A 26,306-nucleotide genomic window follows, 5' to 3' on the forward strand; every position below is an offset into this window, starting at 1 on the left:
GGGCCCGGCCGGTCGGCAAAAGTGACAATGCGGACATGAGTCGATCGCATCCGTCCCGTACCCGCTTCTCCCTGGCCGGCGCCGCGGCCCTGTGTGCCGTCGTGCTGGCGGCCACCGGTTGCAGCTCGGACCCCGACTCCGGCGCCGTCGGTTCGGCGACCGACACCCGCGCCCCGGGGGCGCCCGCCGCGGCCGCCTCCTCCGGCGGCGACGGCCTGCAGTCCGCGTACCAGAACGCGGTCAGCAACGTCCTGCCGTCGGTCGTGCAGATCACCACGAGCTCCGACCTGGGCTCGGGCGTGGTCTTCGACGACAAGGGCGACATCGTCACCAACGCGCACGTGGTCGGCAAGGCCACGACGTTCCGGGTGTCGCTGGCGACCGGCGGCAAAACCCTGGACGCGACGCTGGTGTCGGCGTTCCCGGCGAACGACCTCGCGGTGATCCGGCTGGCGTCCCCGCCCGACGACCTCAAGCCGGCGGTGTTCGCCGACTCGGGCGAGGTGGCCGTCGGACAGATCGTGCTGGCCATGGGCAACCCCCTGGGACTGTCCAGCAGCGTCACCCAGGGCATCGTCTCGGCAACCGGCCGCACGGTCAGCGAGAGCCAGGGCGATTCCGGCGACGGCACCGGCGCGACCATCCCCGACATGGTGCAGACGTCGGCGGCGATCAACCCCGGCAACAGCGGCGGCGCGCTGGTGAACCTGGACAACCAGGTGATCGGCATCCCGACGCTGGCGGCCACCGACCCGCAGCTGGGCAGCGGCGCGGCGCCCGGCATCGGCTTCGCGATCCCCTCGTCGACGGTCAAGCGGATCGCCGGCCAGATCATCGACAACGGCAAGGTCACCGACTCCGGGCGGGCCGCGCTCGGGGTGACCGTGCGGGGTGTGGTGGACCGGGACTTCCAGCCGGCCGGCGCGGCGATCGTGTCCGTCACCCGGAACGGCGCCGCGGCGAAGGCGGGCCTGCGGCCCGGGGATGTCATCACCAAGCTGGGCAACGCCCGGATCACCACGGTCCAGTCCCTGACGGACGCGCTGGCGGCGCTGAAGCCGGGCCGGAAGGTCAGGGTCGAGTACGGGCGGGACGGCACGGGGAAGGCGACGGAGGTGACGCTGGGGTCGCTGCAGGGGGCGGCGTAGCGGGGCGGGGCGCGCGGCCGGGACGTGGGCGCGGGCGCGGGATTCCGCGGGGCGCGTCACCGCGGGAGCGGGGCGGGGTGCGGCGGGCCCGGTCCCGCGGGGGGGACCGGCGGGCCCGCCGCGCGCCCGGGTGTCAGGTCTCGTCGGTGGTGGCGGCCTCGGCGTGCAGGCTCATCGGGCCGTAGACACGGCTCTCGCCGTCGAAGAGGACGACCTGGTCGGCGCCGCCCTCCAGCAGCTCCTTCCAGATCTCGCCGATCCAGGACTCGGCATCGCCCTGGGTGGTGAACTCCTCCGGCTGCACCGCGGGCGGCACCTCGGTGCCGTCGGCCTTCTCGAACCGCCACGTCCACGCCATGTGCTTCTCCCTCGGTCCGGGGGTCAGGGCTGCTGCCGTCTGCCGTGGCAGCGTATCGGGCGCGGCCCCGCCCGTAAGGACCGTCTCCACCACGGCGTGCCCGCGCACGGAAGCGCGACAGCAACCCACGCGGGGGCGGCCGAAGGAGGCCCCGGGGGCCGCGCCCCCTCAGGGGTGCGGGGAACCGGCGCGGCCAGCCCCCACCGGCCGCGGGCCCGGCCTTGAGCCGCAAGGGGTGACGCGGCGGCCCGCCAGGAAGACGCCGAGGGGCACGCGCCCCCTCAGGGGCGCGGGGAACGGCGCGACGTGCCCACCACCCGCCGGTGATCCCGCGCCCCCACCGCAAGGGGCCGTGCGGCGGCCCGGCCAAGAAGACGCCAAAGGACACCCGTGCACCGGGCCGCAGGCCCGACCGGCACGGGCCCGGCGCGCGGCCCCCCGCGCGCCGGGCCCGCGGGGACGCGAGACGATCGTGCGGTGGAACTGACTCTGCTCGGCACCGGCGCCCCCGAGGGACTTCCGCTGCCCGGTTGCCCCTGCGCGGCCTGCGCGCTCGCCGTCGGCCCGGGGGCGCGGGCCGCGACCTCGGTGGTGGTGGACGGTGTCCTGCTGCTCGACCTGACCCCGGGGGTGGCGCTGGCCGCGGCCCGCGCCGGGCAGCCGCTCGGCGGCCTGCGGCAGGTACTGCTGTCGCACCCGCACGACGGGCCGCCGGTGGAGATCCCGCCGGGCCTGCCCGCACCGGTCCGGGTGCCGGACGGGCGGCGGCTGCCGCTGCTGACCGGACACCGGGTGGAGGCGGTCGCGGTGGACGCGCCGGGTACGGGGTACGCGGTGGAGTCCGCGCAGGGCCTGCGGCTGCTGTATCTGCCGCCGGGGTGCGCACCGGCCGGGCTGACCGAACGGGACCCGGAACCGTACGACCTGGTGCTGCTCGACGTGGTCGGGCGGCCGGACGCGCTGGCGCGGCTGCGGGCGGCCGGCGCGGTCACCCGTACGACGGACGTGGTCGCGGTCCACCTCGGCCACGACGCGCCGCCCGGAGCCGAGCTGACCCGCCGGCTCGCCGCGGCCGGGGCCCGCGCGGTGCCCGACGGTACGACGCTGGTGGTCGGCGACTACCAGTCGGTGCCGGACGTGCCGCGGCGCACGCTGGTGCTGGGCGGGGCGCGCTCCGGCAAGTCCCTGGAGGCGGAGCGGCGGCTGTCGGCCTTCCCGGGGGTGGTGTACGTGGCCACCGGCGGGACGCGCGAGGACGACCGGGACTGGGCGCTGCGCGTGGCCGGACACCGTGAGCGGCGGCCTCCCGGCTGGCACACGCTGGAGACCTGCGAGCTGGTCCCGCTCCTCGCCGACGGCCAGGGCCCGCCGCTGCTCATCGACTGCTTCTCGCTCTGGCTGACCCACACCATGGACGCGGCCGGGGCCTGGGCCGACGGCGCCCCCCTCGACGCCGTGCACGCCCGCACCGCGCAACTCGTCCACGCCTGGCGCACCACCGGCCGCACCGTCGTCGCCGTCTCCGCCGAGGTCGGCTCCGGCGTAGTGCCCCCCACCCCCGCGGGCCGCCGCTTCCGCGACGAACTCGGCCGCCTCAACGCCGCGCTGGCCGCCGAGTCCGAACACGTCCTGCTCCTCACCGCCGGCCTCGCCACCCCCCTGCGCCCCTGACCCGACCGCGCCGACCCCCGGCCCGGGGAACGGACCGGAGGGCCTCCCCCAGCAGGCGGGGTCCGGGCCCCGCCTGCACCCGACACCGGACCCCGCCGCGCCCCGACCCCAGCCCGTCCCCTCATCGCGCCAGCCCGACGCGCCGGGCGCAACCCCGACGCGCCCCCGCCCGACGCCCCTCCTCCGGCCCACCCCGACACCTCGCGCCGAGGAGGGGACCGGGGAGCCTCCCCCACAGGGGTCCGGCGACTCACCCGCCCCCGCCTCGACCACCCTCCCCAAATCGCGCCGGCACGACGTCCACAGGCGCGACCCGGCGCGCCGATCCCCCGCCCGACGCCCCTCCCCCGCCAGGCGGGGTCCGGGCCGGCCCCGGTGCAGGGGGCAGCGGGTACCGGGAAGGCCGCCCCGGCCAGGGGCCGGTACTGTTCGGGGGTGAGCGGGATCAAGATGGATGACTTCGGGGATCTGGTGGAGCGGCCGGACGCCGGGGTGCGGCGCGAGTCGCGCGAGCGCTGGCGGCGGCTGGTGAAGCCGGCGGGCGGGCTCGGGAAGGCCGCCGAGCTGGCGGACTGGCTGGCGGCGGTGCAGGGGCAGGTGCCCGCGCGGCCGATCGAGCGGGCCCGGGTCGTGGTGTTCGCCGCGGACCACGGGGTCGCCGCGCTGGAGGTCTCGGCCCGCCCCGCGGGGACCGCGAGCGCACTCGTCCGCGCCGCGCTCGACGGCGCCGCTCCGGTGAGCGTGCTGGCCCGGTTGTACGGCGCCGGGTTGCGGATCGTGGACATGGCACTGGACTGCGACCCGGCCGAGCTGCCCGCCGAGGTGACCGCGCACCGGGTGCGCCGTGGCTCCGGCCGGCTGGACGTCGAGGACGCGCTGACCCCCGACGAGGCCGAGCGGGCCTTCCGCACCGGTATGGCGCTGGCCGACGAGGAGGCGGACTCGGGCACGGACCTGGTCCTGCTCGGTGACCTCAGCGTCGGCGGCACCACCCCCGCCGCCGTCCTGATCGCCGCGCTCTGCGGCACCGACGCCTCCGTGGTCACCGGCCGCGGCTCCGGCATCGACGACCTGACGTGGATGCGCAAGTGTGCCGCGATCCGGGACGGGCTGCGCCGGGCCCGTCCGGTTTTGGGCGACCAACTCGCCCTGCTGGCCGCGGTCGGCGGCGCCGACTTCGCCGCGATCACCGGCTTCCTGCTCCAGGCAGCCGTCCGCAAGCTGCCGGTCGTACTCGACGGCGTGGTGAGCGCCGCCTGCGCCCTGGTCGCCCAGCGCGTCGCCTTCCGGGCGCCGGACTGGTGGCTCGCGGGGCACGCCAGCGGCGAGGCGGGCCAGGAGAAGGCGCTGGACCGGATCTCGCTGGAGCCGCTGGTGAGCCAGGGCGTCTCCTCCGGCGGTGGTACGGGCGCGCTGCTCGCCCTCCCGCTGCTCCAGGCCGCGGCCGCCCTCTCGGCCGAACTGCCGGACGAGCCGGACGAGCCGGATGAACCGGATGAACCGGATGAACCGGAGAAGCCGCGGGACAGGGAGCCGGCCGAGCCCGAAGAGGCCGTCGCAACCGTGGACCCCGTCGAGTCGGCGCGGCCGTAAGACCCCGCGGCGTCCGAGGATCCCGTGGCGTCCGCCGGCGCGACCGCCCCCGAGGTCCCGGCGGCCCCTGTCAGCCCCGCCGGCCCCGCGGACCCGGTCACCGCCGAAGCTGCCGCCGCCAGCCGCGGCCCCGGCAGCCGACCGGACCGCTGAGACCGCGGCTGGCGGCGGCTGCGCTCCCGCGGCCCACGGACGCCCCGCCCACCGGCGACGCCGCCCATTGCCCGCCGCCCGCAGACCGGCCGCCCCGCAGAGGCCGCGACCACGCCCACCGAGGACGGACCACCGCCGGACGCCACCGCCGGCCAGCACGCCCGGCAGCGCCGCCGCCCCGCCGACCGCCACCCGCAGACACCGCGACCGCGCCCACCGAGGACGGGCCACCACCGAACACCGCGCGCGGACCCGTACGAGCCCGGCCGGGCCCATCGCGGACCCCGGCCAGCCGCAGCGGCCTGCCACCCGCCCGCAGACACCGCGACCACGCCCACCGAGGACGGACCACCGCCGGACGCCACGCGCGGACCCGTACGAGCCCGGCCGGGCCCATCGCGGACCCCGGGCCACCGCGGCGGACTGCCGCGATAGCCTCGCGCGGTGACCGAACCCGCCGCGAACGGCCCCGGACCCGCCTCCGCGGGCGACGCCCTGCGGTTCGCGTTCGGGACGCTCAGCGTGCTGCCGGTGCGGCTGCGGCAGTGGGACCGGGCGGCGGCTCGCGGCGGGATGGCGGCGGCGCCGTTGGTGGGCGTGACGGTCGGCGCCGCGGCGGCGGTGGCGGGCGGAATGCTGGCCGCGCTGGGCGGGAGTGCGCCGCTGGCGGCCGTGGCGGCGGTGGCCGTACCCGCCGTCCTGACCCGGGGACTCCACCTGGACGGTCTCGCCGACACCGCCGACGGGCTGGGCAGCGCCAAGTCCGCGCCGGACGCGCTGCGGATCATGAAACAGTCGGACATCGGACCGTTCGGCGTCCTCACCCTCGTCCTCGTCCTGCTCGCCCAGACCGCGGCGCTGACGGCCTGTTACGGTCACGGCCGGCTGTACGGCGGCGCGGCGGCCGTGCTGGCGGGCGCGGCGGGGCGTACCGCCATGACGCTCGCCTGCCGGCGGGGGGTGCCGGCGGCGCGGTCGGAGGGGCTCGGCGCGGCGGTCGCGGGCGCGGTCCGGCCGCGTACCGCCTGGGCCGTCGCCGTGCTGTGCGGGGCGGCCGCGGCCGCGGCGGCCGTGCCGTTCGGCGGGCTCACCGGGCTGCGGGCCGCGGTCGCCTGGGCCGGCGGGCTGCTGGCCGCCGAGGCCCTGCTGCGGCGGTGTCGCCGGCGCCTGGGGGGCGTCACCGGCGACGTCTTCGGCGCGCTGTGCGAAACGGCCGTCACGGCCGCCCTGGCGGTGCTCGCGCTGCGCTGACGCCCGGTCGGGTGTCCGACTCCGACCCGCCTATCGGCCCTTCGGCCGCGGCGTAATGACCGGGCGTAGGCTCGGATGACGCCTGCCGCCCCACGTACTGTCCTCGGCCCCGCTGATGTGGCCCCATACGATGCGGGAGGCCGGGCCGGGCCACCCACCGGCCGTTGACAGGACCTCGACCGAATAGGACTCCCTCCACCGTGACTGTACTGACACTCAGCACCTCCTCCGCCGCGTCGCTGCGCGCGGACGCCGTCGTCGTCGGCGTGGCCAAGGGTCCCAAGGGCCCGCGACTGGCGCCGGGGGCCGAAACGGTGGACTCCGCGTTCGACGGCAGACTCGCCGCCACGCTGGAGACCCTGGGTGCCGCGGGCGCCGAGGGCGAGGTGACCAAGCTGCCGGCCCCGGCCGGTGTGAAGGCCCCGGTCGTGGTGGCGGTCGGACTCGGCGAGGCCCCCGAGGACGGTGCCGGGTACGACGCCGAGGCGCTGCGGCGGGCCGCGGGGGTCGCGGCCCGCACGCTGGCCGGGGCGAAGAAGGCGGCGTTCGCGCTGCCGGCGGCGGAGGCCGCCGACGTCGAGGCGATCGGCACCGGGGCGCTGCTGGGCGCGTACGCCTTCACCGCCTACCAGGCGAAGGACGGCGGCAAGGGCCCGCTGGGCGAGGTGGCGATCACCGGCGCCAAGCCGCGCGACAAGGGGCACAAGGCCGCGGCCGAGCGGGCCGCGGCCGTGGGCGTCGAGGTCAACCGGGCGCGGGACCTGATCAACACCCCCTCCAACGACCTGGACCCGACCGCGTTCGCCGCCGAGGTGGTCGCGGCCGGCAGGGAGTTCGGCCTCAAGGTCGAGGTGCTGGACGAGAAGGCGCTGGCCAAGGGCGGGTACGGCGGCATCATCGGCGTCGGCAAGGGCTCGGCGACCCCGCCCCGGCTGGTCCGGGTGGCGTACACCCACACCGCGGCCACCCGCACGCTCGCCTTCGTCGGTAAGGGCATCACGTACGACTCAGGCGGCATCTCGCTCAAGCCGGCCGGCCACAACGAGACCATGAAGTGCGACATGAGCGGCGCCGCCGCGGTGTTCGCCGCGATCGTGGCCACCGCCAGGCTCGGCCTGGCGGTCAACGTCACCGGCTGGCTGGCGCTGGCCGAGAACATGCCCAGCGGCCGGGCGACCCGCCCCGGCGACGTGCTGCGGATGTACAGCGGCAAGACCGTCGAGGTGCTGAACACCGACGCCGAGGGCCGGCTGGTGCTGGCCGACGCGCTGGCCCGCGCGTCGGAGGAGGCGCCGGACGCGATCGTGGACGTGGCGACGCTGACCGGCGCGATGGTGCTGGCACTGGGCGAGGGCCGGTTCGGCATCATGTCCAACGACGACGGCTTCCGCAGCGCCGTGCACACCGCGGCGCTGGCCGAGGGCGAGGACTCCTGGCCGATGCCGCTGCCCGCGGCGCTGCGCAAGACCTTCGACTCCCCCACCGCGGACATCGCCAACATGGGAGCGCGGATGGGCGGCGGCCTGATCGCCGGGCTGTTCCTGAAGGAGTTCGTCGGCGAGGGCATCACCTGGGCCCACCTGGACATCGCCGGCCCGGCGTTCCACGAGGGCGCGCCCTTCGGCTACACCCCCAAGGGCGGCACCGGCAGCGCGGTGCGCACCCTGGTCGGGCTGGCCCGGCGGACCGCCGAGGGCGAGCTGCTCTGATCGGATGAGAGCCGGGTGAGATCGGTCACGTACGGCCCCGGGTGACATGCCCGGGGCCGTACGCCGTGTTCGGACAGCCGGGGCCGGTGGCCCGTCTGCCCCCGAGAAGTGCGAAGATGTTGTCTCGGCACGACAGGGCCCCCCTTTGAGACAAAGCGGCCGAACCCAAGCCGCCGCCCGGTCATGGTGGACCGGCTCCGGCGAACCCATGCATGGAGGACGTGACGTGGCGAACGACGCCAGCACTGTTTACGACCTAGTGATCCTCGGCGGTGGCAGCGGGGGCTACGCAGCCGCTCTGCGTGCCGCGCAGCTGGGACTTGACGTCGCCCTGATCGAGAAGAACAAGCTCGGGGGCACCTGTCTGCACCAGGGATGCATTCCCACCAAGGCGCTGCTGCACGCCGGTGAGATCGCGGACCAGGCTCGCGAGAGCGAGCAGTTCGGTGTACGCACCACTTTCGAGGGCATCGACATCGCGGCCGTCCACAAGTACAAGGACGACGTGATCGCGGGCCTCTACAAGGGCCTGCAGGGCCTGGTCGCCTCGCGCAAGGTGACCTACATCGAGGGCGAGGGCCGGCTGTCGTCGCCGACCTCGGTCGATGTGAACGGCCAGCGGGTCGAGGGCCGCCACGTGCTGCTCGCGACCGGTTCCGTACCGCGCTCGCTGCCGGGCCTGGCGATCGACGGCGACCGGATCATCTCCTCCGACCACGCCCTGGTGCTCGACCGGGTGCCGAAGTCGGCGATCATCCTGGGCGGCGGCGTGATCGGCGTCGAGTTCGCCTCCGCGTGGAAGTCCTTCGGTACGGACGTGACCATCGTCGAGGGCCTGCCGCACCTGGTGCCGGTCGAGGACGAGAACAGCTCCAAGCTGCTGGAGCGGGCCTTCCGCAAGCGCGGCATCAAGTTCAACCTCGGCACCTTCTTCCAGGGCGCCGAGTACACCGCGGACGGCGTGAAGGTGACGCTCGCCGACGGCAAGACCTTCGAGGCGGAGGTGCTGCTGGTCGCGATCGGCCGCGGCCCGGTCTCGCAGAACCTGGGGTACGAGGAGCAGGGCGTCGCGCTCGACCGCGGCTATGTCCTGGTCGACGAGTACATGCGCACCAACGTGCCGACCGTCTCCGCGGTCGGCGACCTGGTGCCGACCCTGCAGCTGGCGCACGTCGGCTTCGCCGAGGGCATCCTGGTCGCCGAGCGGCTGGCCGGCCTCAAGGCCGTGCCGATCGACTACGACGGTGTGCCGCGGGTGACGTACTGCCACCCCGAGGTCGCCTCGATGGGCATCTCCGAGGCCAAGGCCAAGGAGCTGTACGGCGCCGACAAGGTCGTCACCCTCAAGTACAACCTGGCGGGCAACGGCAAGAGCAAGATCCTCAAGACCTCCGGCGAGGTCAAGCTGGTCCAGGTGCGCGACGGTGCCGTCGTCGGTATCCACATGGTCGGCGACCGGATGGGCGAGCAGGTCGGCGAGGCCCAGCTCATCTACAACTGGGAGGCGCTGCCCGCCGAGGTCGCGCAGCTCATCCACGCGCACCCGACGCAGAGCGAGGCGCTCGGCGAGGCCCACCTGGCCCTCGCGGGCAAGCCGCTGCACTCGCACGACTGACCCTCATCCACGCCACCCCATTCGCACAGATCCGTGAGGAGCAACCGCAACCATGGCGGTTTCCGTAACCCTGCCGGCGCTCGGTGAGAGCGTGACCGAGGGCACCGTCACCCGCTGGCTGAAGGCCGAGGGTGAACACGTCGAGGCCGACGAGCCGCTGCTCGAGGTCTCGACCGACAAGGTCGACACCGAGATCCCCTCCCCCGCGTCCGGTGTGCTCGCGTCGATCAAGGTCGCCGAGGACGAGACGGTCGAGGTCGGCTCCGAGCTGGCCGTCATCGACGACGGCAGCGGCGGCGCCCCCGCCGCCGCTCCGGCCCCGGCCGCCGAACCGCAGCCCCAGGCCCAGCCGCCGGCGCAGCCCCAGGCCGCCGCGCCCGCCCCGGCGCCCGAGACCACCCCGTCCACCGATGTCCAGGCCCCCGCCCCGGCGCCGACCGCGGAGGCCGCCAAGGGCGGCAGCGGCGCCTCGGGCACCGACGTGACGCTGCCGGCGCTCGGTGAGAGCGTCACCGAGGGCACCGTCACCCGCTGGCTGAAGCAGGTCGGCGAGAGCGTGGAGGCCGACGAGCCGCTGCTGGAGGTGTCCACCGACAAGGTGGACACCGAGATCCCGTCCCCGGTCGGCGGCACCCTGCTGGAGATCCTGGTCCAGGAGGACGAGTCGGCCGAGGTCGGCGCACGGCTGGCCGTGATCGGCGTGGCCGGTGCCGCCCCGGCGGCGCCCGCTCCCGCGGCTCCCGCGGCACCCGCACCCGCCGCACCCGCACCCGCCGCACCTGCTCCGGCACCCGCGCCCGCCGCCGCGGCGCCCGCCCCGCAGGCCCCGACCCCGCCCGCCCCGCCCGCCCCGCAGGCCCCGACCCCCCCGGCGCCGCAGCCGCAGGCCGCTCCGGCACCCGCCCCGGCCCCGTCGGCACCCGCCCCGGCGCCCGCGCAGGCCGCGGCCCCGGCCGCCGTCAACGGCTACGCCGAGGACGGCGCCTACGTCACGCCGCTGGTCCGCAAGCTCGCCGCCGAGAACGGCGTCTCGCTCGGCTCGGTGCGCGGCACCGGCGTCGGCGGCCGGATCCGCAAGCAGGACGTGCTCGCCGCGGCCGAGGCCGCGGCAGCCGCCGCCAAGGCCGCCGCCACCCCGGCCGCGGCCGCGCCCGCCGCCGCGCCCAAGGCCGCTCCCGCGGTGTCCCCGCTGCGCGGCCAGACCGTCAAGATGACCCGGATGCGCAAGGTCATCGGCGACAACATGATGAAGGCCCTGCACTCGCAGGCGCAGCTGACCAGCGTGCTCGAGGTGGACATCACCCGGATCATGCGGCTGCGCAACCAGGCGAAGGCGGACTTCGCGGCCCGTGAGGGCGTGAAGCTGTCGCCGATGCCGTTCTTCGTCAAGGCCGCCGCCCAGGCGCTCAAGGCGCACCCGGTGATCAACGCCCGGATCAACGAGGGCGAGGGCACCATCACCTACTTCGACTCCGAGAACATCGGGATCGCGGTGGACTCCGAGAAGGGCCTGATGACCCCGGTCATCAAGGGTGCCGGCGACCTGAACATCGCCGGTATCGCCAAGAAGACCGCCGAGCTGGCGGCCAACGTCCGGGCGAGCAAGATCACCCCGGACGACCTGGCGGGCGCCACCTTCACCATCAGCAACACCGGCTCGCGCGGCGCGCTGTTCGACACGGTCATCGTGCCGCCGAACCAGGCCGCCATCCTGGGCATCGGCGCGACCGTGAAGCGCCCGGTGGTCGTGGAGACCCTCGACGGCACGGTCATCGCCGTCCGGGACATGACGTACCTGTCGCTCTCCTACGACCACCGGCTGGTGGACGGCGCCGACGCGGCGCGCTACCTGTCCGCGGTGAAGGAGATCCTGGAAGCCGGTGAGTTCGAGGTCGAGCTCGGCCTGTAGCCGCCCGGCACGGCCGCTGTACGGCGTCCGGCGCCCCCTTCCCGCCAGCTCGGGAAGGGGGCGCCGTCGTATCCCCCGGCGGCCCTCCTGAGGGCCGCCGGGGCCTTCGGGCGGCGGCCCGGACCGGCCGGTCCGGGGCCCGGTCCCAGCGCCGGTCCGGGGCCCGGTCCAGCGCCGCGCACGGCCCGGACCCGCCCTGGGTCGAGGCACCCTTGCGGCCTCGTCGTATCGTCTATGTCAAGCGAACCGGAAGGAGTGCACCCCGTGGCCGCTGGTTCCGCTCGGCAGGACGAGGTCCCGCACGTGGTCGTGCACAGTCTGCGCGAACAGATCCGCGAGCACATTCTCGAAGGCATCGTCAGTGGGCGGTGGAAGCCGGGCGAGCGGATCGTGGAGCGCCGGATCGCGGTGGAGCTGGCGGTCAGCCAGACGCCGGTGCGCGAGGCGCTGCGCGAGCTGGAGACGCTGCGGCTGATCGAGTCGGCACCGAACAAGGGGGTGCGGGTGCGCGCCCTGACGGCGGCCGACCTCAAGGAGAGCTATCCGGTGCGGGCCGGCCTGGAGCAGGTGGCGGCGGAGCTGGCGGCCGGGCCGCTGGCCGCGGACCCGTCGGCGCTGGAGCGCGAGGTCGCCGCGCTGCGGGCGGCGGACGCCGCGCTGGACGACGAGGCGCAGTCCCGGCACACCGTGGCCTTCCACCACGAGCTGGTACGGGCGGCGGGCAACGCGGTGCTGCTGCACGCGTGGGAGTCGCTGGGCATCGAGGTGTGGACGACCCTGTCCATCCGCTGGCTGAGCCCGGCGCCGCGCGCGTACGCCGCAGAGCACCAGGAGATCGTGGACGCCTTCGTCCGCGGCGACCCGGACATCCGCGGCCTGATCAGGTCCCACGTCCTCAGCTGCGCCCCGCAGGTCTGAGGCCGCGCCCGCAGGTCTGAGGCCGCGCCCGCGGGTCCGGGCCCGGACCGCCGCGCCCCCGGTCCCCGGGCCCTGAGCCCTGAGCCCGGCGGCTCTCGGCCGCCCGCACCGCCGCCGAGCACCCCGCCGCGCCACCCCCGCGCCCACGCCCCCGCCCACCCCCGCGCCTACCGCCACCCCGAGCCCGGCGGCCTCCGACAGGCCCGTGCCGAGCCCCCCCGGCAGCTCGCCAAGGCTCGGCAGACCCGCAGCGCCGGGCCCCGCTCTCCACCGTCCGGAGCGGCTGACACTGGGTGCCCCGGCGATTGACACCCCGTGCCGCCTGCGATGTTTCCTACTGGGAACCATTGATCGATCATCGATCGGCGGCGTATCGTGGCGTACGGAGGGCGAGCCCTGTCATGCCGACTCATCGACTCGCACTCCACTCCCTCCCTTCGTTCGGAAGGCGGCACCCCGTGCCCGACGACGACGTACGCCGAACCCGGCTGAGTCAGCTCGACCAGATACCGGACCGCGACCCGGAAGAGACCGCCGAATGGCGCGCCTCGCTCGCGGCCGTCACCGAGGCCGCCGGCCCGCACCGGGCCGCCTACCTGATGCGCCGCACCCTGGAGTCCGCCGGCGAGGGTGTCGCGCTGCCGCCGCTCCTGGAGACGGAGTACGTCAACACCATCCCCACCGCCGCCGAGCCCGCCTATCCGGGCGACGAGGCACTGGAAGCCCGGATCACCGCCTGGAACCGCTGGAACGCCGCCGCCATGGTGACCCGCGGCAGCCGCCAGGGCCTGGGCGGCCACATCGCCACCTTCGCCTCGGCCGCATGGCTGTACGAGACCGGCTTCCAGCACTTCTTCCGCGGCAAGGAGGGTGACGGCTCCGGCGACCAGCTCTACCTGCAGGGCCACGCCTCCCCCGGTATCTACGCCCGCGCCTTCCTCGACGGCCGCCTCTCCGAGGCGCAGCTCGACCGCTTCCGGCAGGAGGCGAACGGCGACGGCCTGCCCTCGTACCCGCACCCGCGGCGGCTGCCGTGGCTGTGGGAGTTCCCGACCGTCTCCATGGGCCTCGGCCCGCTGTCGGCGATCTACCAGGCCCGCTTCAACCGTTACCTGGAGCACCGCGGCATCAAGGACACCTCGCGCTCCCGGGTGTGGGCGTTCCTCGGCGACGGCGAGATGGACGAGCCGGAGTCGACCGCCGCCCTGGCACTGGCCGGCCGCGAGGGCCTGGACAACCTGACCTTCGTCATCAACTGCAACCTCCAGCGGCTCGACGGCCCGGTGCGCCCCAACTTCAAGATCGTGCAGGAGCTGGAGGCCCAGTTCCTGGCGGCCGGCTGGCACGTGGTGAAGGCGCTGTGGGGCGTGGCCTGGGACGAGGTCATCGCCCAGGACCTGGACGGCGCGCTGCTCAGGCGGCTGCGGAACACCCCGGACGCGCAGTTCCAGACGTACGCCACCCGTGACGCGGCCTATGTGCGCGAGCACTTCTTCGGCGCGGACCCCTCGCTGCGGGCGATCGGCGCCCGGCTGTCGGACGCCAAGCTGCTGGAGCTGTTCCGGACCTCCCGCGCCGGGCACGAGCCGCGCAAGGTGTACGCGGCCTACCGGGCGGCCGTGGAGCACAAGGGCGCCCCGACGGTGATCCTGGCGCAGACGGTGAAGGGCTACACGCTCGGCGCCGGCTTCGAGTCGCGCAACGCCAACCACCAGATGAAGAAGCTCACCGGCGCGCAGTTCCGCACCATGCGCGACCTGCTGGAGCTGCCCATCCCGGACAGCGCGCTGGACGCGGCCGTGGTGCCGTACTGGCACCCCGGTGAGAACTCCCCCGAGATGCGCTACCTGCGGGAGCGGCGCGCCGCGCTCGGCGGCCCGGCGCCGGCCCGCAAGGTGGTGGCCAAACCGCTGCCGCAGCCCGCCGCCAAGCCGTTCACCGCGCTGGAGAAGGGCTCGGGCGGCCAGGAGATCGCCACCACGATGGCGTTCGTCCGGCTCATCAAGGACCTGATGCGGGAGAAGGAGACCGGCCGCCGCTGGGTGCCGATCGTGCCCGACGAGGCCCGCACCTTCGGCATGGAGTCGCTGTTCCCGTCGGCGGGCCTGTACTCGCCCATGGGCCAGACATACGACCCGGTGGACCGCGACCAGCTGCTGTACTACAAGGAGGCGAAGGACGGCCAGATCCTCAACGAGGGGATCAGCGAGGCCGGTTCGCTCGCCGACTTCACCGCCGCGGCCACGTCGTACGCCACCCACGGCGAGCCGATGATCCCGTTCTACATCTTCTACTCGATGTTCGGCTGGCAGCGGACCGCCGACCAGTTCTGGGCGCTCGCCGACCAGCTGGGCCGCGGCTTCGTGATCGGCGCGACCGCGGGCCGCACCACGATGACCGGCGAGGGCCTGCAGCACGCCGACGGCCACTCGCACCTGATCGCCTCCACCAACCCGGCGGCGCTCTCCTACGACCCGGCGTTCGCGTACGAGGTCGCGGTGATCGTCCGCGAGGGCCTGCGGCGGATGTACGGTCCAAACTCCGAGGACGTCTTCTACTACCTGACGGTCTACAACGAGCCGAAGATCCAGCCGGCCATGCCCGAGGGCGTCGAGGAGGGCATCCTCAAGGGCCTGTACCGCTACCGGACGGCCGAGGGCACGGTGGAGACCCCGGCCGACGCGCCGCGGGCGCAGCTGCTGGCGTCCGGCACCGCCATCCACTGGGCGCTGGACGCGCAGCGGCTGCTCGCCGAGGACTGGGGGGTGGCGGCCGACGTGTGGTCCGCGCCGTCCTGGACCGAACTGCGGCGCGAGGCGCTGGAGTGCGACGCGGCCCGGCTGCGCGGCGAGGACCGGGTGCCGTACGTGACCCGGGCGCTGGAGGGCGCGCCGGGTCCGGTGGTGGCCTTCAGCGACTGGATGCGGGCGGTGCCGGACCAGATCGCGCCGTGGGTGGAGCAGGACTGGACGTCGGTGGGCACCGACGGTTTCGGCCTGTCGGACACCCGGGACGCGGCCCGCCGCCACTTCGGGGTGGACCCGCAGTCGCTGGTGGTGCAGACGCTCGCGGCGCTGGCCCGCCGCGGCGACGTCAAGCCCGCCACGGTCAAGGAGGCCGCGGCGCGCTACGGGCTGTAGCCCCCCGCCCGCCATCCGCCCCTGCGGTGGATGGCGCAGCGCGGGCACGCAGGGCGACGTACGGTGTCCCACCCGGTCGTCGTACGCCGCCCTGCGTATCGCCGGGCCTGCGCGGCACCGGGTGCCGCGTCCGGACGCCCGGAGCGCGTACGGGACACCGGTACCGGGGTCCTGTGTGACACCTGAGGCAGCGGGGCAGGGCGTGATCCGGCCGGTCACGCGGAATCTGACGTACCGAAAGGGATTGCGGGCGTCTGGCGCCACCGGCTACCGTCCCCCCGATGGCTGCCAACCCAAGCCCGCTGACGGCTCCCACCGCCGAGGACTTCCGCGCCTGGCACCGGGTGCACGCCGCCGCGCTCGCGCACGACCGCCCCGGTGAGCCCGTTCCTTCCGAGGACGCCCTGCGGGCCCACCTGACCACGGGGAGCAGCGCGTTCCGGCAGGTGCTGTGGCTGGTCCGCGGCGGCGGCTCCGGCGTGGAGCCGCTGGCGGTCGCGACCCAGCGGCTGTTCACCGCGCCCGGCCGCAGGCACCTGGCCGAGGTGGACCTGACGGTCCATCCGGCGCACCGGCGGATGGGCACCGGCTCACGGCTGCTGGCCACCGTCACCGAGGCGGCGGCCGGCGCCGGCTGCCGCACCGTGGTCATCGAGGCGGGGGCCGGCACCTCCGGCGAGAGCTTCCTGCGGACCCGCGGCTTCCTGGCGGCGGCCCGGCTGACCTGGCTGCGGCTGCTGCTCGACGACGTACCGGAGGCCGTCCGCAAGCTGCCGGAACTGCCGCATGCGGGCTACCGGTTGACGTCCTGGGAGGGCGTGGTGCCGGAGTCGCTGGCGGCGAGCCTGGCGCACGCCAAACAGGCCGTGGCCGACACACCGGTGGGCACGCTGGACTGCGGGCCCGCCGAGTGGGACGAGGACCGGGTGTGCGAGGCGGCCCAGGTCGTCGCCCGGCGGGGTGAACGGCTGCTGACCGTGGCCGCGCTCGCCGAGGCCGACGGTTCGGTGGCCGGCTACACCGAACTCGTCCTCCCCGCTGACGCGTCCGGTATCGCCCGGCAGTACGAGACCGCGGCGCTGCCGGCCCACCGCGGCCACGGCCTCGGCCTGTGGATGAAGGCCGAGATGCTGCGGCTGGCAAGGGCGGAGCACCCGGAGATCACCGAGATCAAGACCGACAACGCGGACGACAACCGGCACATGCTGGCCCTGAACTCGGCGCTCGGCTTCCGGCCGCTGCGGCGCACGGTGCTGTACCAGCTCAGGCTCCGGGTACGCTGACGGGTCCCGGCGGCTGCGCGGGGCGGCCCGGTGATCCGGGGCGGAACGTAACGACACGGGTGTAACCGGGGCGCCCCGCGTGCGTGCCGGCGGGGCAACCGGGAAGCTGGACGCGTGATGGACGAGACGGAGTTCTGGGAGATCGTCGACAGTACCCGGGAGGCCGCCGACGGCGACCCGGAGGAGCACGCCGACCTGCTCGTCGAGCGGCTGGCGCAGCTCGACCCGGACGCCGTGCTGGACTTCGCCCGGCACTTCGAGATCCGCTTCGGCCGTGCCTTCCGCTGGGACCTGTGGGGCGCCGCCGACATCATGCTGGGCGGCGCGGACGACGAGTCCTTCGACTACTTCCGCTGCTGGCTGATCGCCCAGGGCCGCCATGTCTTCGAAGGCGCCCTGGCCGCGCCCGACGACCTCGCCGACCTGGCCGCGGACTTCGACCCGGAGGCGGACGGCGACGCGGAGGACGTGGGGTACGCGGCGGACGAGGCGTACGAGCAGCTGACCGCGATGCGGCTGCCCGACCTGGGGCTGCCGGAGCCGGACGTGCCCGAGGGCGAGCCGATCGACATGGACGACGAAAAGGTGATGGCGGAGCACTACCCGCGGCTGTGGGCGCGCTTCAGCTGAGGGGTGCGCCGGTCGAGGGCGCGGATCGGCCGGCGGCCGCGCGCCGGCCGGGGGGCGGATCGGCCGGCGGGCACGCTTCGAGGCGCGGATCCGGCCAGGATCGAGCGCCCGGGGCAGCGGGTCCGGTACCGCTCGGCGGGCGGCCGGGCGGCGGCACCGGGTGCCGGGACGGGGTCCCAAGACCGGCCCGCCGGACGATGCGCCTGAACCGGCGCCCGCCCCGGGGCGCCTGACCCCCGGCGCGGGCGCGGCCCGGCACAATGGCCGCTATGCGTATCGCAGTCACCGGCGCCTCAGGACTGATCGGCTCCGCCCTCGTCCGCTCCCTGGCCGCCGACGGGCACGAGGTGGTCCGGCTGGTCCGGCGGGTGCCCGCGGCCGACGGCGAGGTGCGGTGGAATCCCACCGCCGGCACGGTCGACACCGCGGGGCTGAGCGGGTGCGAGGCGATCGTGCACCTGGCGGGCGCGGGCGTCGGCGACCGGCGCTGGACCACGGCCCGCAAGAAGGTGCTGGTGGCCAGCCGGGTCCGGGGCACCGACGCGATCGCCCGCGCCGCGGCCTCGCTCGACACCCCGCCCCGGGTACTGGTCTGCGGCAGCGCCATCGGCTACTACGGCGACACCGGCGACGCCTGGGTGGACGAGGACAGCCCGGCCGGCGAGGGCTTCCTCGCCCGCCTGGTGCAGGACTGGGAGGCCGCCGCGGAACCCGCCCACGCGGCCGGCGTCCGTACCGCGTACGCCCGTACCGGCCTGGTGGTGTCCGGCCGGGGCGGCGCCTGGGGCCGGCTCTTCCCGATCTTCAGGGCCGGACTCGGCGGGCGGCTCGGCAACGGACGGCAGTACTGGAGCTTCATCTCGCTGCGCGACCAGGTCGCCGCCCTGCGGCACCTCGTCGACACCGACGGCCTGTCAGGACCGGTGAACCTGACCGCTCCCGAACCGCTGACCAACCGTGAGGTGACCGCGGCCATGGGCCGCGTCCTGCGCCGCCCGGCGATCGCCGCGGTCCCGGCGCCGGCGCTGCGGATCGCGCTCGGCGAGTTCGCCTCGGACGTGCTGGGCAGCCAGCGGGTCCGGCCCAAACGGCTGCTGGACTCCGGCTTCGTGTTCGCACTGCCGGACATCGACCAGGCGATCCGGGCGGCGCTGGAGGAGTAGCCGGCGGGTGTCACCGCAGGGGTGGCGGGCGGCGGCGACCCGCGGTGCTGGGACGCGGGCGGGCCCCCGCCGTGCGGGCGGCGGCGGAGGCCCGCCCTGGGTGCGGTGGAGGCGGGCGGCCCGCCCTCGGCCCGGTGGCGGTGGCAGCGGTGGCCGAACCGCCGTGCAGGCGGTTTCGCGGTGCGCGAGGCCGTCGGGGAGCGGCCCCCCATGCGCCTCGCGGTGCGCCCCGCACACGCCTCGCATGCGCCTTGCCGTGCGCCGGAAAGGGGCTAGTGGGGCTGGTGATTCCGCATCCTTTGCCGTCCCTTGGGGCATGACCCCTACCAGCGTTCGGCGGGGACCGGGCACGCCCACAAGGCGTCTTCGCCCGTGCCGTCGGCGTGAGCGGGGAACGGACCCATTCTCCCGGAGGGGCATCGTGCTCTCATCAGCACGTCGGCAACACGCGACCACCACCGCGGACGTGATCGTGATCGGCGCGGGACTCGCCGGTCTTTCCGCCGCTCACCATCTGACCCGGGCGGGCCTGGCGGTCACCGTCCTGGAGGCCGCGGAACGGGTCGGCGGCCGGATGGCCACCGACACGGTGGACGGCTTCCGGCTCGACCGCGGGGCGCGGCTGCTCAACACCGCCGCCTTCGAGCCGTCCCGGGCGGCCGGTCTGCGAACGCTGCCGCTGGCCCCCTTCGGGCCGGGCGCGCTGGTCCGGGCCGGCGGGCGCGGCTACCGGGTCGGCGATCCGCGCGGCGCCCGAGCCGCCCTCAGCTCCGCCCGCGCGCCGATCGGTTCGGCGCTCGACAAGGCGCGGCTCGGCACCCTCCTCAACCGGCTGGCCGCCACGCCCGACGCACGGCTGGCGGCCCGCCCGGAGACGACCGCCGCGCAGGCGCTGTCCGCTCACGGCTTCGCACCGCGTACGGTCGACGGCTTCCTGGGGCCGCTGCTGGCCGCGCTGCTGTGCGACCCGGAGCTGACGACGTCCAGCCGGGTCGCGGACGCGGTGCTGCGCGACGTCGCCCGCGGCCGTACCGCCCTGGTGGCGGGCGGCGCCGGGCGGCTGCCCGAGCGGCTGGCGGCCGGGCTGCCGCCGGGCACGGTCCGGTTCGGCACCCGGGCCGCCCGGGTCACGGTCAACGCGGTGCTCACCGAGGACGGCGCCGAACTCCCGTGCCGCGCGGTGGTGGTGGCCACCGACGCGCGCACCGCCGGGGAGCTGCTGCCGGGGCTGCGGGTACCGGCCTTCCGGCAGGTCACCGTCGTCCACCACGCGGCGCCCGCGGAACCCCTCCGCGAGCCGCTGCTGGTGCTGGACGGGGATCGCTTCGGCCCGGTCTCGCACACCTTCCCGGCCGGCGCGATCGACCCGCGCAGGGCCCCCGCCGGGCGGGCGCTGATCACCTCCGTCGTCCTCGGGCCGCCCCCGGACGGCGACGACGACAAGGCGCTGCGCGCCCACCTGGCCGAGCTCTACGACACCGGCACCGACCGCTGGGAGCTGCTGTCGCTGCGCACCGACCTTGAGGCCGTCCCCGCCCTGCCCGTCCCGCACGACCCGCGCCGCCCGGTACGCCTGGTGGCGGGCCTGTACGTCTGCGGCGGCCACCGGGAGGGCGGCACGGTCCAGGGCGCGCTGTCGTCCGGCCACCGTGCGGCGTCCAGCGTGCTGCGGGACATGGGCGTGCGGGCACGACCGAGCGGGGAGGCCGCCGCCTGAACCGGACGCGGTACGAGGTAGGCGGGCTCCCCACGGCCGAGGAGGTTGTGACGGCCCCGTGGCGCGACCCGCCTGCCGGACGCCGCGGGAGCTCGCCCCCCGGACCGCCAGGCGGTGGGGGCGCCCCCAGCGGCGACTGAGGGGCCCTCCCGGCGAGCCTGCCAGGGCGCGTCCTTGACCACGCGGCCCGCGACCGGTCACCGCGCCGCCGACGCCGCCTCGGAGCAGGTCGCCGAGGGCGCGCGGCCCGTGGACCGGAGTGGTTCGCGGGACGCGGCCCGGACGTCCGACGGACCACCCTCGTCAGCACCGCCGGACGGCCGGACAGCCGGACAGCCGCACCGGGCCACCGGGCACCGGACCGCCAGGCCATCGGACCGCCGGACCGCCGGCCGGCCACCGGGCCACCGGGCCACCAGGCCACCGAGCCACCAGGCCACCAGGCCACCGGAAGGCAAGTGGACTGCGACAGGCGCTGGTCCGGGTGCCTAAGGTGCCGTCTCATGGACTCTGTGCTCGCCGGTGATTTGGCCCGGCTGCCCGAACTGCTGGGGGTGACCCGGGAGTACGCGGCCCGGTTCCTTGCCGGTCTCGCCGAACGGCCCGTCGCCCTGACGAGGCGGCGGCCCGCGGATCCCTCGGCGGAGCTGCCCGCCGAAGGGCGCGGGCTCGACGGCGCGCTGGCAGAGTTCGGCGCCCGCTGGGAGGCGGGGCTGTCCGGCAGCGCCGGTCCGCGCTACCTCGGCTTCGTCACCGGCGGCGCTACCCCGGCCGGCCTGGCGGGCGACTGGCTGACGGCGGCGTACGACCAGAACGCCGCGTCCGGCGGCGACTCCTGCGCCGCCGAGCTGGAGCACGAGACGCTGCGCTGGCTGCGGGAGCTGTTCGGGCTGAGTGAGGCGCACAGCGGCGCGTTCGTCAGCGGCGCGACGGCCTCCAACACCGTCGGGCTCGCCATCGCCAGGGAGTGGGTCGGCGAACGGCTCGGGGTGCGGGTAGCGACGGCCGGCGCCGCCGCGCTCGGGCCGGTCGACGTGCTCTCCGGCACCCCGCACTCCAGCATCGGCAAGGCGCTGTCCGTGCTGGGCATCGGCCGCGACCGGCTGCGCGCCGTGCCGACGCTGCCGGACCGGGAGGCGGTGGACGTGGCCGCGCTGGCCCGCGCGCTGGAGGCGCTCGACGGCCGGCCCGCGATCGTGGTGGCCAACGCCGGCACCGTCAACACCGTCGACTTCGACGACCTGCGGGCGGTCGCCGCGCTCCGGGACCGCTTCCCGTTCTGGCTGCACGTGGACGCGGCCTTCGGCGGTTTCGCGGCCCTGTCCTCCGCCCACGCGCACCTCACCGCGGGCCTGGACCTGGCCGACTCGGTCTGCGTCGACCTGCACAAGTGGCTCAACGTGCCGTACGACTCGGCGGTCCAGTTCACCCGCCGCCGCGACCTGCAGACCGCGGTCTTCCACAACGCGTCCCCGTACCTGGGCGCGCCCGACCCCGCCGACCCCGACTTCCTCCACCTCACCCCGGAGAACTCCCGCCGGCTGCGCGCCCTCCCCGCCTGGCTGACCCTGACGGCGTACGGCGCGGCCGGCCACCGCGAGATCGTCGTCCGCAACGCCGCCTGCGCCGCCTCCCTCGCCGCCTCCTTGGACGCCGACCCCGCTTTCGTCCTGCTCGCGCCCGCCCGGCTCAACGTGGTCTGCTTCGCCCTCGCCGGCGATCAGGACCCGGACCGCCTCGCGGCCTTCTCCGCCGCGGTCACCGCCTCCGGCGAGGCCTTCCTCAGCCCCACGGTCCACGCGGGCCGCCCGGCCCTGCGGGCCGCCTTCTCCAACTGGCGCACCACGCGGGCCGACACCGCCCGGGTCCTCGCCGCGCTCGACGCGGCGGTCAAGGGGCTCGGCTGAGGCGCCGAGCTCCCTTACCCGATCACGCCGGCCCCTGCGGGCCGTACCGCTCACGGTGCCGGCGGCGGGGCACACCGGTCACAGGGACAGTCCGGCGACCCTGTCGTGGAAGTTCCGCGCCGCGGCCGTCTCGCGGTACGGGTCGAGCCGGCGCCCGAAGTCGCGGACGTACTCGACCGCGCGCAGCGACCGCATGTCGGCGGCCTGCTTGGCCGCCTCCAGGCCGTGCGCGCAGGCCACGTCCAGTTCGCCCAGGCCGAGGCGGGCGCAGGCCAGCACCGTACGGGCGAAGAGCCGGCTGCGGGCGTGGACGGGGGAGCGTAACTGGAGTGAGCGCTCGGCGTGCTGGGCCGCCGGCCGCCACTGCTGGAGGTCGCGGTGGCAGTGCGCGAACTCGTCGGCGAGCTGGGCCTCGTCGAAGAACCGGGCCCAGCCGGGGGTCTCGTCACCGCCCCGGGCCAGCGACAGGGCGCGTTCGGCGCGGGCTAGGGCGGCCACGCAGGCGCGGGCCTCGCCGACGACGCCGTGGCCGCGGGCCTCCGCCGCGTGCAGCAGGGCCTGGACCGCGGCCGGCGCGCCCGTACCGACGCCCTGCTGGGCGACCCGGGCCAGCTGTACGGCCTCGCGCCCGTGGCCGAGGTAGACCGCCTGCCGGCTCATGGTGACCAGCACATAGCCGCCGTAGACCCGGTCCCCGGCGGCCTGGGCGAGCCGGAGCGCCTGGACGAAGTAGCGCTGGGCGAGCCCGTGCGCGCCGATGTCGTACGACGTCCAGCCGGCGAGCCGGGTGAGGTCGGCGACAGCGGCGAAGAGCCGGCGGCCGAGCGCCTCGCCGTAGCTGCCGCGCAGCATCGGCTCGGCCTCGTGCTCCAGGTAGCGGACGAGGGCCAGGCGGACGTGGCCGCCGCCGTAGGTCTGGTCCAGGCCGCGGAAGAGGTCGCCGACGGCACGGACCGCGGCGATGTCGCCGCCGACGATCCGCTGCCGCGCCGGATCGGGCCGCGGCGCCCGGCCGGCCGCCGGGTCCGGTTCCCGGTCCGGTCCGTGGCCCGGCCCCTCGGCACCGGGCAGCCCCCCGCGCTGGGGCGGCACCCGGGGGAAGCCGGTCCGGCCCGGGTTCCCGGCGGACTCCACCGAGGCGTCGGCCCGCCCGATCAGCCAGTCCCGGCTGGGGACGACCAGACCGGCCGGGGTGAACGCGATCTTCCGCAGCTCCTTCTGGTTGCCGGTGTCCTTGCGCCACAGCCCGCTGACGATGTCCACCGCCTCGGCGGGCGAGGCCGCGTACTCCAGGCCGGCGTAGACCGGGGCGCACGCGTCGAGCCCGAGGTCCTGGGCGGACAGCCGTCGGCCGAGCCGCTGGGTGAACACCTCGGCGATCAGCGCCGGGGTGGTGCCCCGGGGCTGCTGGCCGCGCAGCCACCGGGTGACGGAGGTCTTGTCGTAGCGGAGGTCGAGGCCGTGTTCGGTGCCGAGCTGGTCGACCCGGCGGGCGAGCCCGGCGTTGGAGAAGCCGGCCTCGGCGATGAGCGCGGCGAGGCGGCTGTTCGGCGCGTTGGCGCTGTTCGGCGCGTTCGGACTGTGCGGAGGGTCCGGAGTGGCCGGTCCCTCGGTACCGCCGGGGAGGGCGGCGGCGCGCGGGGCGGCCGCACCGGCCGGAGGGGCGGCGGGGAAGGCGGCGGGAGAGGCGGCGGGAGGGTTCGGTTGGTCGGGAGTTCGCTGCGTGGCACGGTCCGTCATCGGCATTGCGGTCCACTTCCCTGGGAGTCGCGGGATCGGCGCGAATGTAACGGTCAGTGCCGGGAAGTTCACCGTAAGAACGGCATATTCGCCCGAATGGGCGACAACAGACCATCATTCCGGTCCGGGCGTCGGGGATGCGCCGGACACGAGCCGGGGTCGTGGCGGGCACGGCCGGGGTCCCTGGCGGCTACGGCTCGGGCACGCCGCGCGTGCGGGCCGGACCCGATTCCCCGGCCGATTCCCCGGCCGGGACCCGGCCGCCCCCGACCGGCCCGCGGAGTCCCGCGCCCACCGCCGTACAGTGAGGAGAGCGCCTTGTGAGACCCGCAGCCGGCGCCGCCGAGGGGACAGCAGAGGAGTCGTCGTGAGTGAGCTGGACTTCGTTCACCTGGGGTTCGGCGCGGAGGCCGTCGAGTACCAGCAGGCGTGGCAGGAGCAACGGCGGGTGCACGCGGCGCGGTTCGCGGACGAGGTCCCGGACACCTGCCTGCTGCTCGAACACCCGCCGGTCTACACCGCGGGCCGCCGCACCGCCGACAGCGAACGCCCGCTGGACGGCACCCCGGTGGTGGACGTGGACCGCGGCGGCAAGATCACCTGGCACGGCCCCGGCCAGCTCGTCGGCTATCCGATCGTGAAGCTGCCCCGGCCGGTGGACGTGGTCGCCCACGTACGCCGGCTGGAGGAGGCGCTGATCCGTACCGCCGCCGACTTCGGCCTGGAGACCTGCCGGGTGGAGGGCCGCAGCGGGGTGTGGGTGCTGGGCGACCCGGTGGAGTCCCGCCCCGGGCTGACGCTGGACCTCGACCCCCGGCTCGCCGACGAGGAGTTCGACCCGCGGCTGAGCGGCCCGCAGTACGCGCCCTCCAACGCCGGCCAGCGGCGCGAGGACCGCAAGCTCGCCGCGATCGGCATCCGGGTCGCCAAGGGCGTGACGATGCACGGCTTCGCGATCAACTGCGACCCGGACAACACCTGGTTCGACCGGATCGTGCCGTGCGGCATCCGGGACGCGGGCGTCACCTCGCTCTCGGCGGAGCTGGGCCGCCGGGTCCCGGTCGCCGACGTGGTGCCGGTGGTCGAGAAGCACCTGACGCACGTACTGACCACCGCGGTACCGCTTCCCCGGGCGGTGTGAGGGCGCGGGACCGTATCCACCGGCGGGACCCCGCGGGGCTCCTGGCGGACGCCCGGTGGGTTGCGGGGTCCCGCCGGAGGACGGGCGGGGAGCAGGCGGGGAGCAGGCGGGGAATGCACCCACGAGGCTGCTGGTTGCTCCCTGAGGGAGCCGTACGAATCACGGGCGTACGCTGGTGTTCGCCGAAGAATCGAAGTTGTAGGGAGCCGGTCGTGTCCGCAGTCGCACCCGACGGACGCAAAATGCTGCGCCTTGAGGTCCGCAACAGCCAGACCCCCATCGAGCGCAAGCCCGAATGGATCAAGACCCGGGCGAAGATGGGCCCCGAGTACACGCAGATGCAGAAACTCGTCAAGAGCGAGGGGCTGCACACGGTGTGCCAGGAGGCCGGCTGCCCCAACATCTACGAGTGCTGGGAGGACCGCGAGGCGACCTTCCTGATCGGCGGCGACCAGTGCACCCGGCGCTGCGACTTCTGCCAGATCGACACCGGCCGGCCGGCCGCCCTCGACCGCGACGAGCCGCGCCGGGTCGGCGAGTCCGTACTCACCATGGACCTGAACTACGCCACCATCACCGGTGTCGCGCGCGACGACCTGGCGGACGGCGGCTCCTGGCTGTACGCCGAGACGGTCCGGCAGATCCACGCGATGACCGCGGACCGGCCCGGCGGCCGTACCAAGGTCGAGCTGCTGATCCCGGACTTCAACGCGGAGCCCGCCCAGCTGGCCGAGGTCTTCGGATCGCGCCCGCAGGTGCTGGCGCACAACGTCGAGACGGTGCCGCGGATCTTCAAGCGGATCCGTCCCGCCTTCCGCTACGAGCGCTCGCTGGAGGTGATCACCCGGGCCCGCGAGGCCGGTCTGGTCACCAAGTCCAACCTGATCCTGGGCATGGGCGAGGAGCGGGCGGAGATCAGCCAGGCGCTGCGGGACCTGCACGAGGCCGGATGCGAGCTGATCACCATCACCCAGTACCTGCGGCCGTCGGTGCGGCACCACCCGGTGGAGCGGTGGGTGAAGCCCGCGGAGTTCGTGGAGCTGAAGGAGGAGGCCGAGCAGATCGGCTTCGCCGGTGTGATGTCGGGGCCGCTGGTGCGCTCGTCGTACCGGGCCGGGCGGCTCTTCCAGCAGGCGGTGGACCGGCGGGCGCAGGCGGCGGCCTGACCTCCGGCGGGCAGCCGGCCGACGGTCGGTGCGCCGTCGGCCGACGGCGACCTGAGGTTGCTCGTCTGTTGTTGACCGGATTCCGTTCGGAGAC

Annotated in this window: 18 protein-coding genes; 16 read left to right on the forward strand and 2 right to left on the reverse strand. The window is 75.4% G+C overall.

The features are described 5' to 3' along the window. Positions 1–35: 35 nt before the first annotated feature. Positions 36–1,148 (forward strand): S1C family serine protease, encoded by a 1,113-nt coding sequence (locus RLT57_RS06380; protein WP_311296387.1) that lies wholly within the window; start codon positions 36–38, stop codon positions 1,146–1,148. Between the two features lie 133 nt (positions 1,149–1,281). Here the strand turns inward: RLT57_RS06380 and RLT57_RS06385 are convergent, their stop codons facing one another. After that, the gene (locus RLT57_RS06385; RefSeq protein WP_311296388.1) at positions 1,282–1,506 is read right to left on the reverse strand and encodes a hypothetical protein; all 225 of its coding nucleotides are present in this window, start codon (positions 1,504–1,506) and stop codon (positions 1,282–1,284) included. A 477-nt stretch (positions 1,507–1,983) separates the two neighbouring features. Here RLT57_RS06385 and RLT57_RS06390 point away from each other — a divergent pair, with 477 nt between their 5' ends. The 13 genes from RLT57_RS06390 to RLT57_RS06450 all read left to right on the forward strand — a co-directional run bounded on the left by RLT57_RS06390 (position 1,984) and on the right by RLT57_RS06450 (position 22,165). Continuing rightward, entirely contained in the window at positions 1,984–3,177 is a 1,194-nt protein-coding gene (locus RLT57_RS06390; protein ID WP_311296389.1) for a bifunctional adenosylcobinamide kinase/adenosylcobinamide-phosphate guanylyltransferase, read from the forward strand. Positions 3,178–3,612: 435 nt separating this feature from the next. Next, on the forward strand, positions 3,613–4,770 hold the full coding sequence (gene cobT / locus RLT57_RS06395; RefSeq protein WP_311296390.1) for a nicotinate-nucleotide--dimethylbenzimidazole phosphoribosyltransferase: 1,158 nt from the start codon (positions 3,613–3,615) through the stop codon (positions 4,768–4,770). Between the two features lie 597 nt (positions 4,771–5,367). Further along, the gene (locus RLT57_RS06400; RefSeq protein ID WP_311296391.1) at positions 5,368–6,174 is read left to right on the forward strand and encodes an adenosylcobinamide-GDP ribazoletransferase; all 807 of its coding nucleotides are present in this window, start codon (positions 5,368–5,370) and stop codon (positions 6,172–6,174) included. Positions 6,175–6,374: 200 nt separating this feature from the next. Next, positions 6,375–7,883 carry a leucyl aminopeptidase gene (locus RLT57_RS06405; protein WP_311296392.1) on the forward strand — a complete coding sequence of 503 codons (1,509 nt, stop codon included), beginning with the start codon at positions 6,375–6,377 and terminating at the stop codon, positions 7,881–7,883. Between the two features lie 226 nt (positions 7,884–8,109). Beyond that, positions 8,110–9,498, forward strand: a complete 1,389-nt coding sequence (gene lpdA, locus RLT57_RS06410; protein WP_311296393.1) for a dihydrolipoyl dehydrogenase — start codon at positions 8,110–8,112, stop codon at positions 9,496–9,498. Positions 9,499–9,550: 52 nt separating this feature from the next. Beyond that, the gene (gene sucB, locus RLT57_RS06415; RefSeq protein WP_311296394.1) at positions 9,551–11,407 is read left to right on the forward strand and encodes a 2-oxoglutarate dehydrogenase, E2 component, dihydrolipoamide succinyltransferase; all 1,857 of its coding nucleotides are present in this window, start codon (positions 9,551–9,553) and stop codon (positions 11,405–11,407) included. A gap of 303 nt (positions 11,408–11,710) precedes the next feature. After that, positions 11,711–12,325 carry a GntR family transcriptional regulator gene (locus tag RLT57_RS06420; protein WP_399129778.1) on the forward strand — a complete coding sequence of 205 codons (615 nt, stop codon included), beginning with the start codon at positions 11,711–11,713 and terminating at the stop codon, positions 12,323–12,325. 458 nt (positions 12,326–12,783) lie between these two features. Continuing rightward, positions 12,784–15,465: a pyruvate dehydrogenase (acetyl-transferring), homodimeric type gene (gene aceE / locus RLT57_RS06425; RefSeq protein ID WP_311296396.1), complete on the forward strand. Its 2,682-nt coding sequence runs from the start codon at positions 12,784–12,786 to the stop codon at positions 15,463–15,465. Positions 15,466–15,746: 281 nt separating this feature from the next. Further along, complete coding sequence (locus RLT57_RS06430) at positions 15,747–16,748, forward strand: GNAT family N-acetyltransferase (protein ID WP_311296397.1); 1,002 nt, start codon at positions 15,747–15,749, stop codon at positions 16,746–16,748. 117 nt (positions 16,749–16,865) lie between these two features. Continuing rightward, a complete protein-coding gene (locus RLT57_RS06435) occupies positions 16,866–17,378 on the forward strand; it encodes a DUF4240 domain-containing protein (protein WP_311300602.1) in 513 nt (170 codons plus the stop codon). Between the two features lie 260 nt (positions 17,379–17,638). After that, positions 17,639–18,541 carry a TIGR01777 family oxidoreductase gene (locus tag RLT57_RS06440; RefSeq protein ID WP_311296398.1) on the forward strand — a complete coding sequence of 301 codons (903 nt, stop codon included), beginning with the start codon at positions 17,639–17,641 and terminating at the stop codon, positions 18,539–18,541. A 421-nt stretch (positions 18,542–18,962) separates the two neighbouring features. Then, positions 18,963–20,258: an NAD(P)/FAD-dependent oxidoreductase gene (locus tag RLT57_RS06445; protein WP_311296399.1), complete on the forward strand. Its 1,296-nt coding sequence runs from the start codon at positions 18,963–18,965 to the stop codon at positions 20,256–20,258. Between the two features lie 503 nt (positions 20,259–20,761). Next, on the forward strand, positions 20,762–22,165 hold the full coding sequence (locus tag RLT57_RS06450; protein ID WP_311296400.1) for a pyridoxal phosphate-dependent decarboxylase family protein: 1,404 nt from the start codon (positions 20,762–20,764) through the stop codon (positions 22,163–22,165). A gap of 78 nt (positions 22,166–22,243) precedes the next feature. Here the strand turns inward: RLT57_RS06450 and RLT57_RS06455 are convergent, their stop codons facing one another. Then, positions 22,244–23,911, reverse strand: coding sequence for a regulator (locus RLT57_RS06455; RefSeq protein WP_311296401.1), 1,668 nt, complete (start codon positions 23,909–23,911; stop codon positions 22,244–22,246). A 361-nt stretch (positions 23,912–24,272) separates the two neighbouring features. On the opposite strand from RLT57_RS06455, the gene lipB reads away from it, so the two are divergent. Both lipB and lipA read left to right on the forward strand, forming a co-directional pair. Beyond that, entirely contained in the window at positions 24,273–25,046 is a 774-nt protein-coding gene (gene lipB, locus RLT57_RS06460) for a lipoyl(octanoyl) transferase LipB (RefSeq protein ID WP_311296402.1), read from the forward strand. 212 nt (positions 25,047–25,258) lie between these two features. Then, positions 25,259–26,212, forward strand: a complete 954-nt coding sequence (gene lipA, locus RLT57_RS06465) for a lipoyl synthase (protein WP_311296403.1) — start codon at positions 25,259–25,261, stop codon at positions 26,210–26,212. Positions 26,213–26,306 lie beyond the last annotated feature (94 nt).

The organism is Streptomyces sp. ITFR-21 (assembly GCF_031844685.1).
Taxonomy (GTDB): domain Bacteria; phylum Actinomycetota; class Actinomycetes; order Streptomycetales; family Streptomycetaceae; genus Actinacidiphila.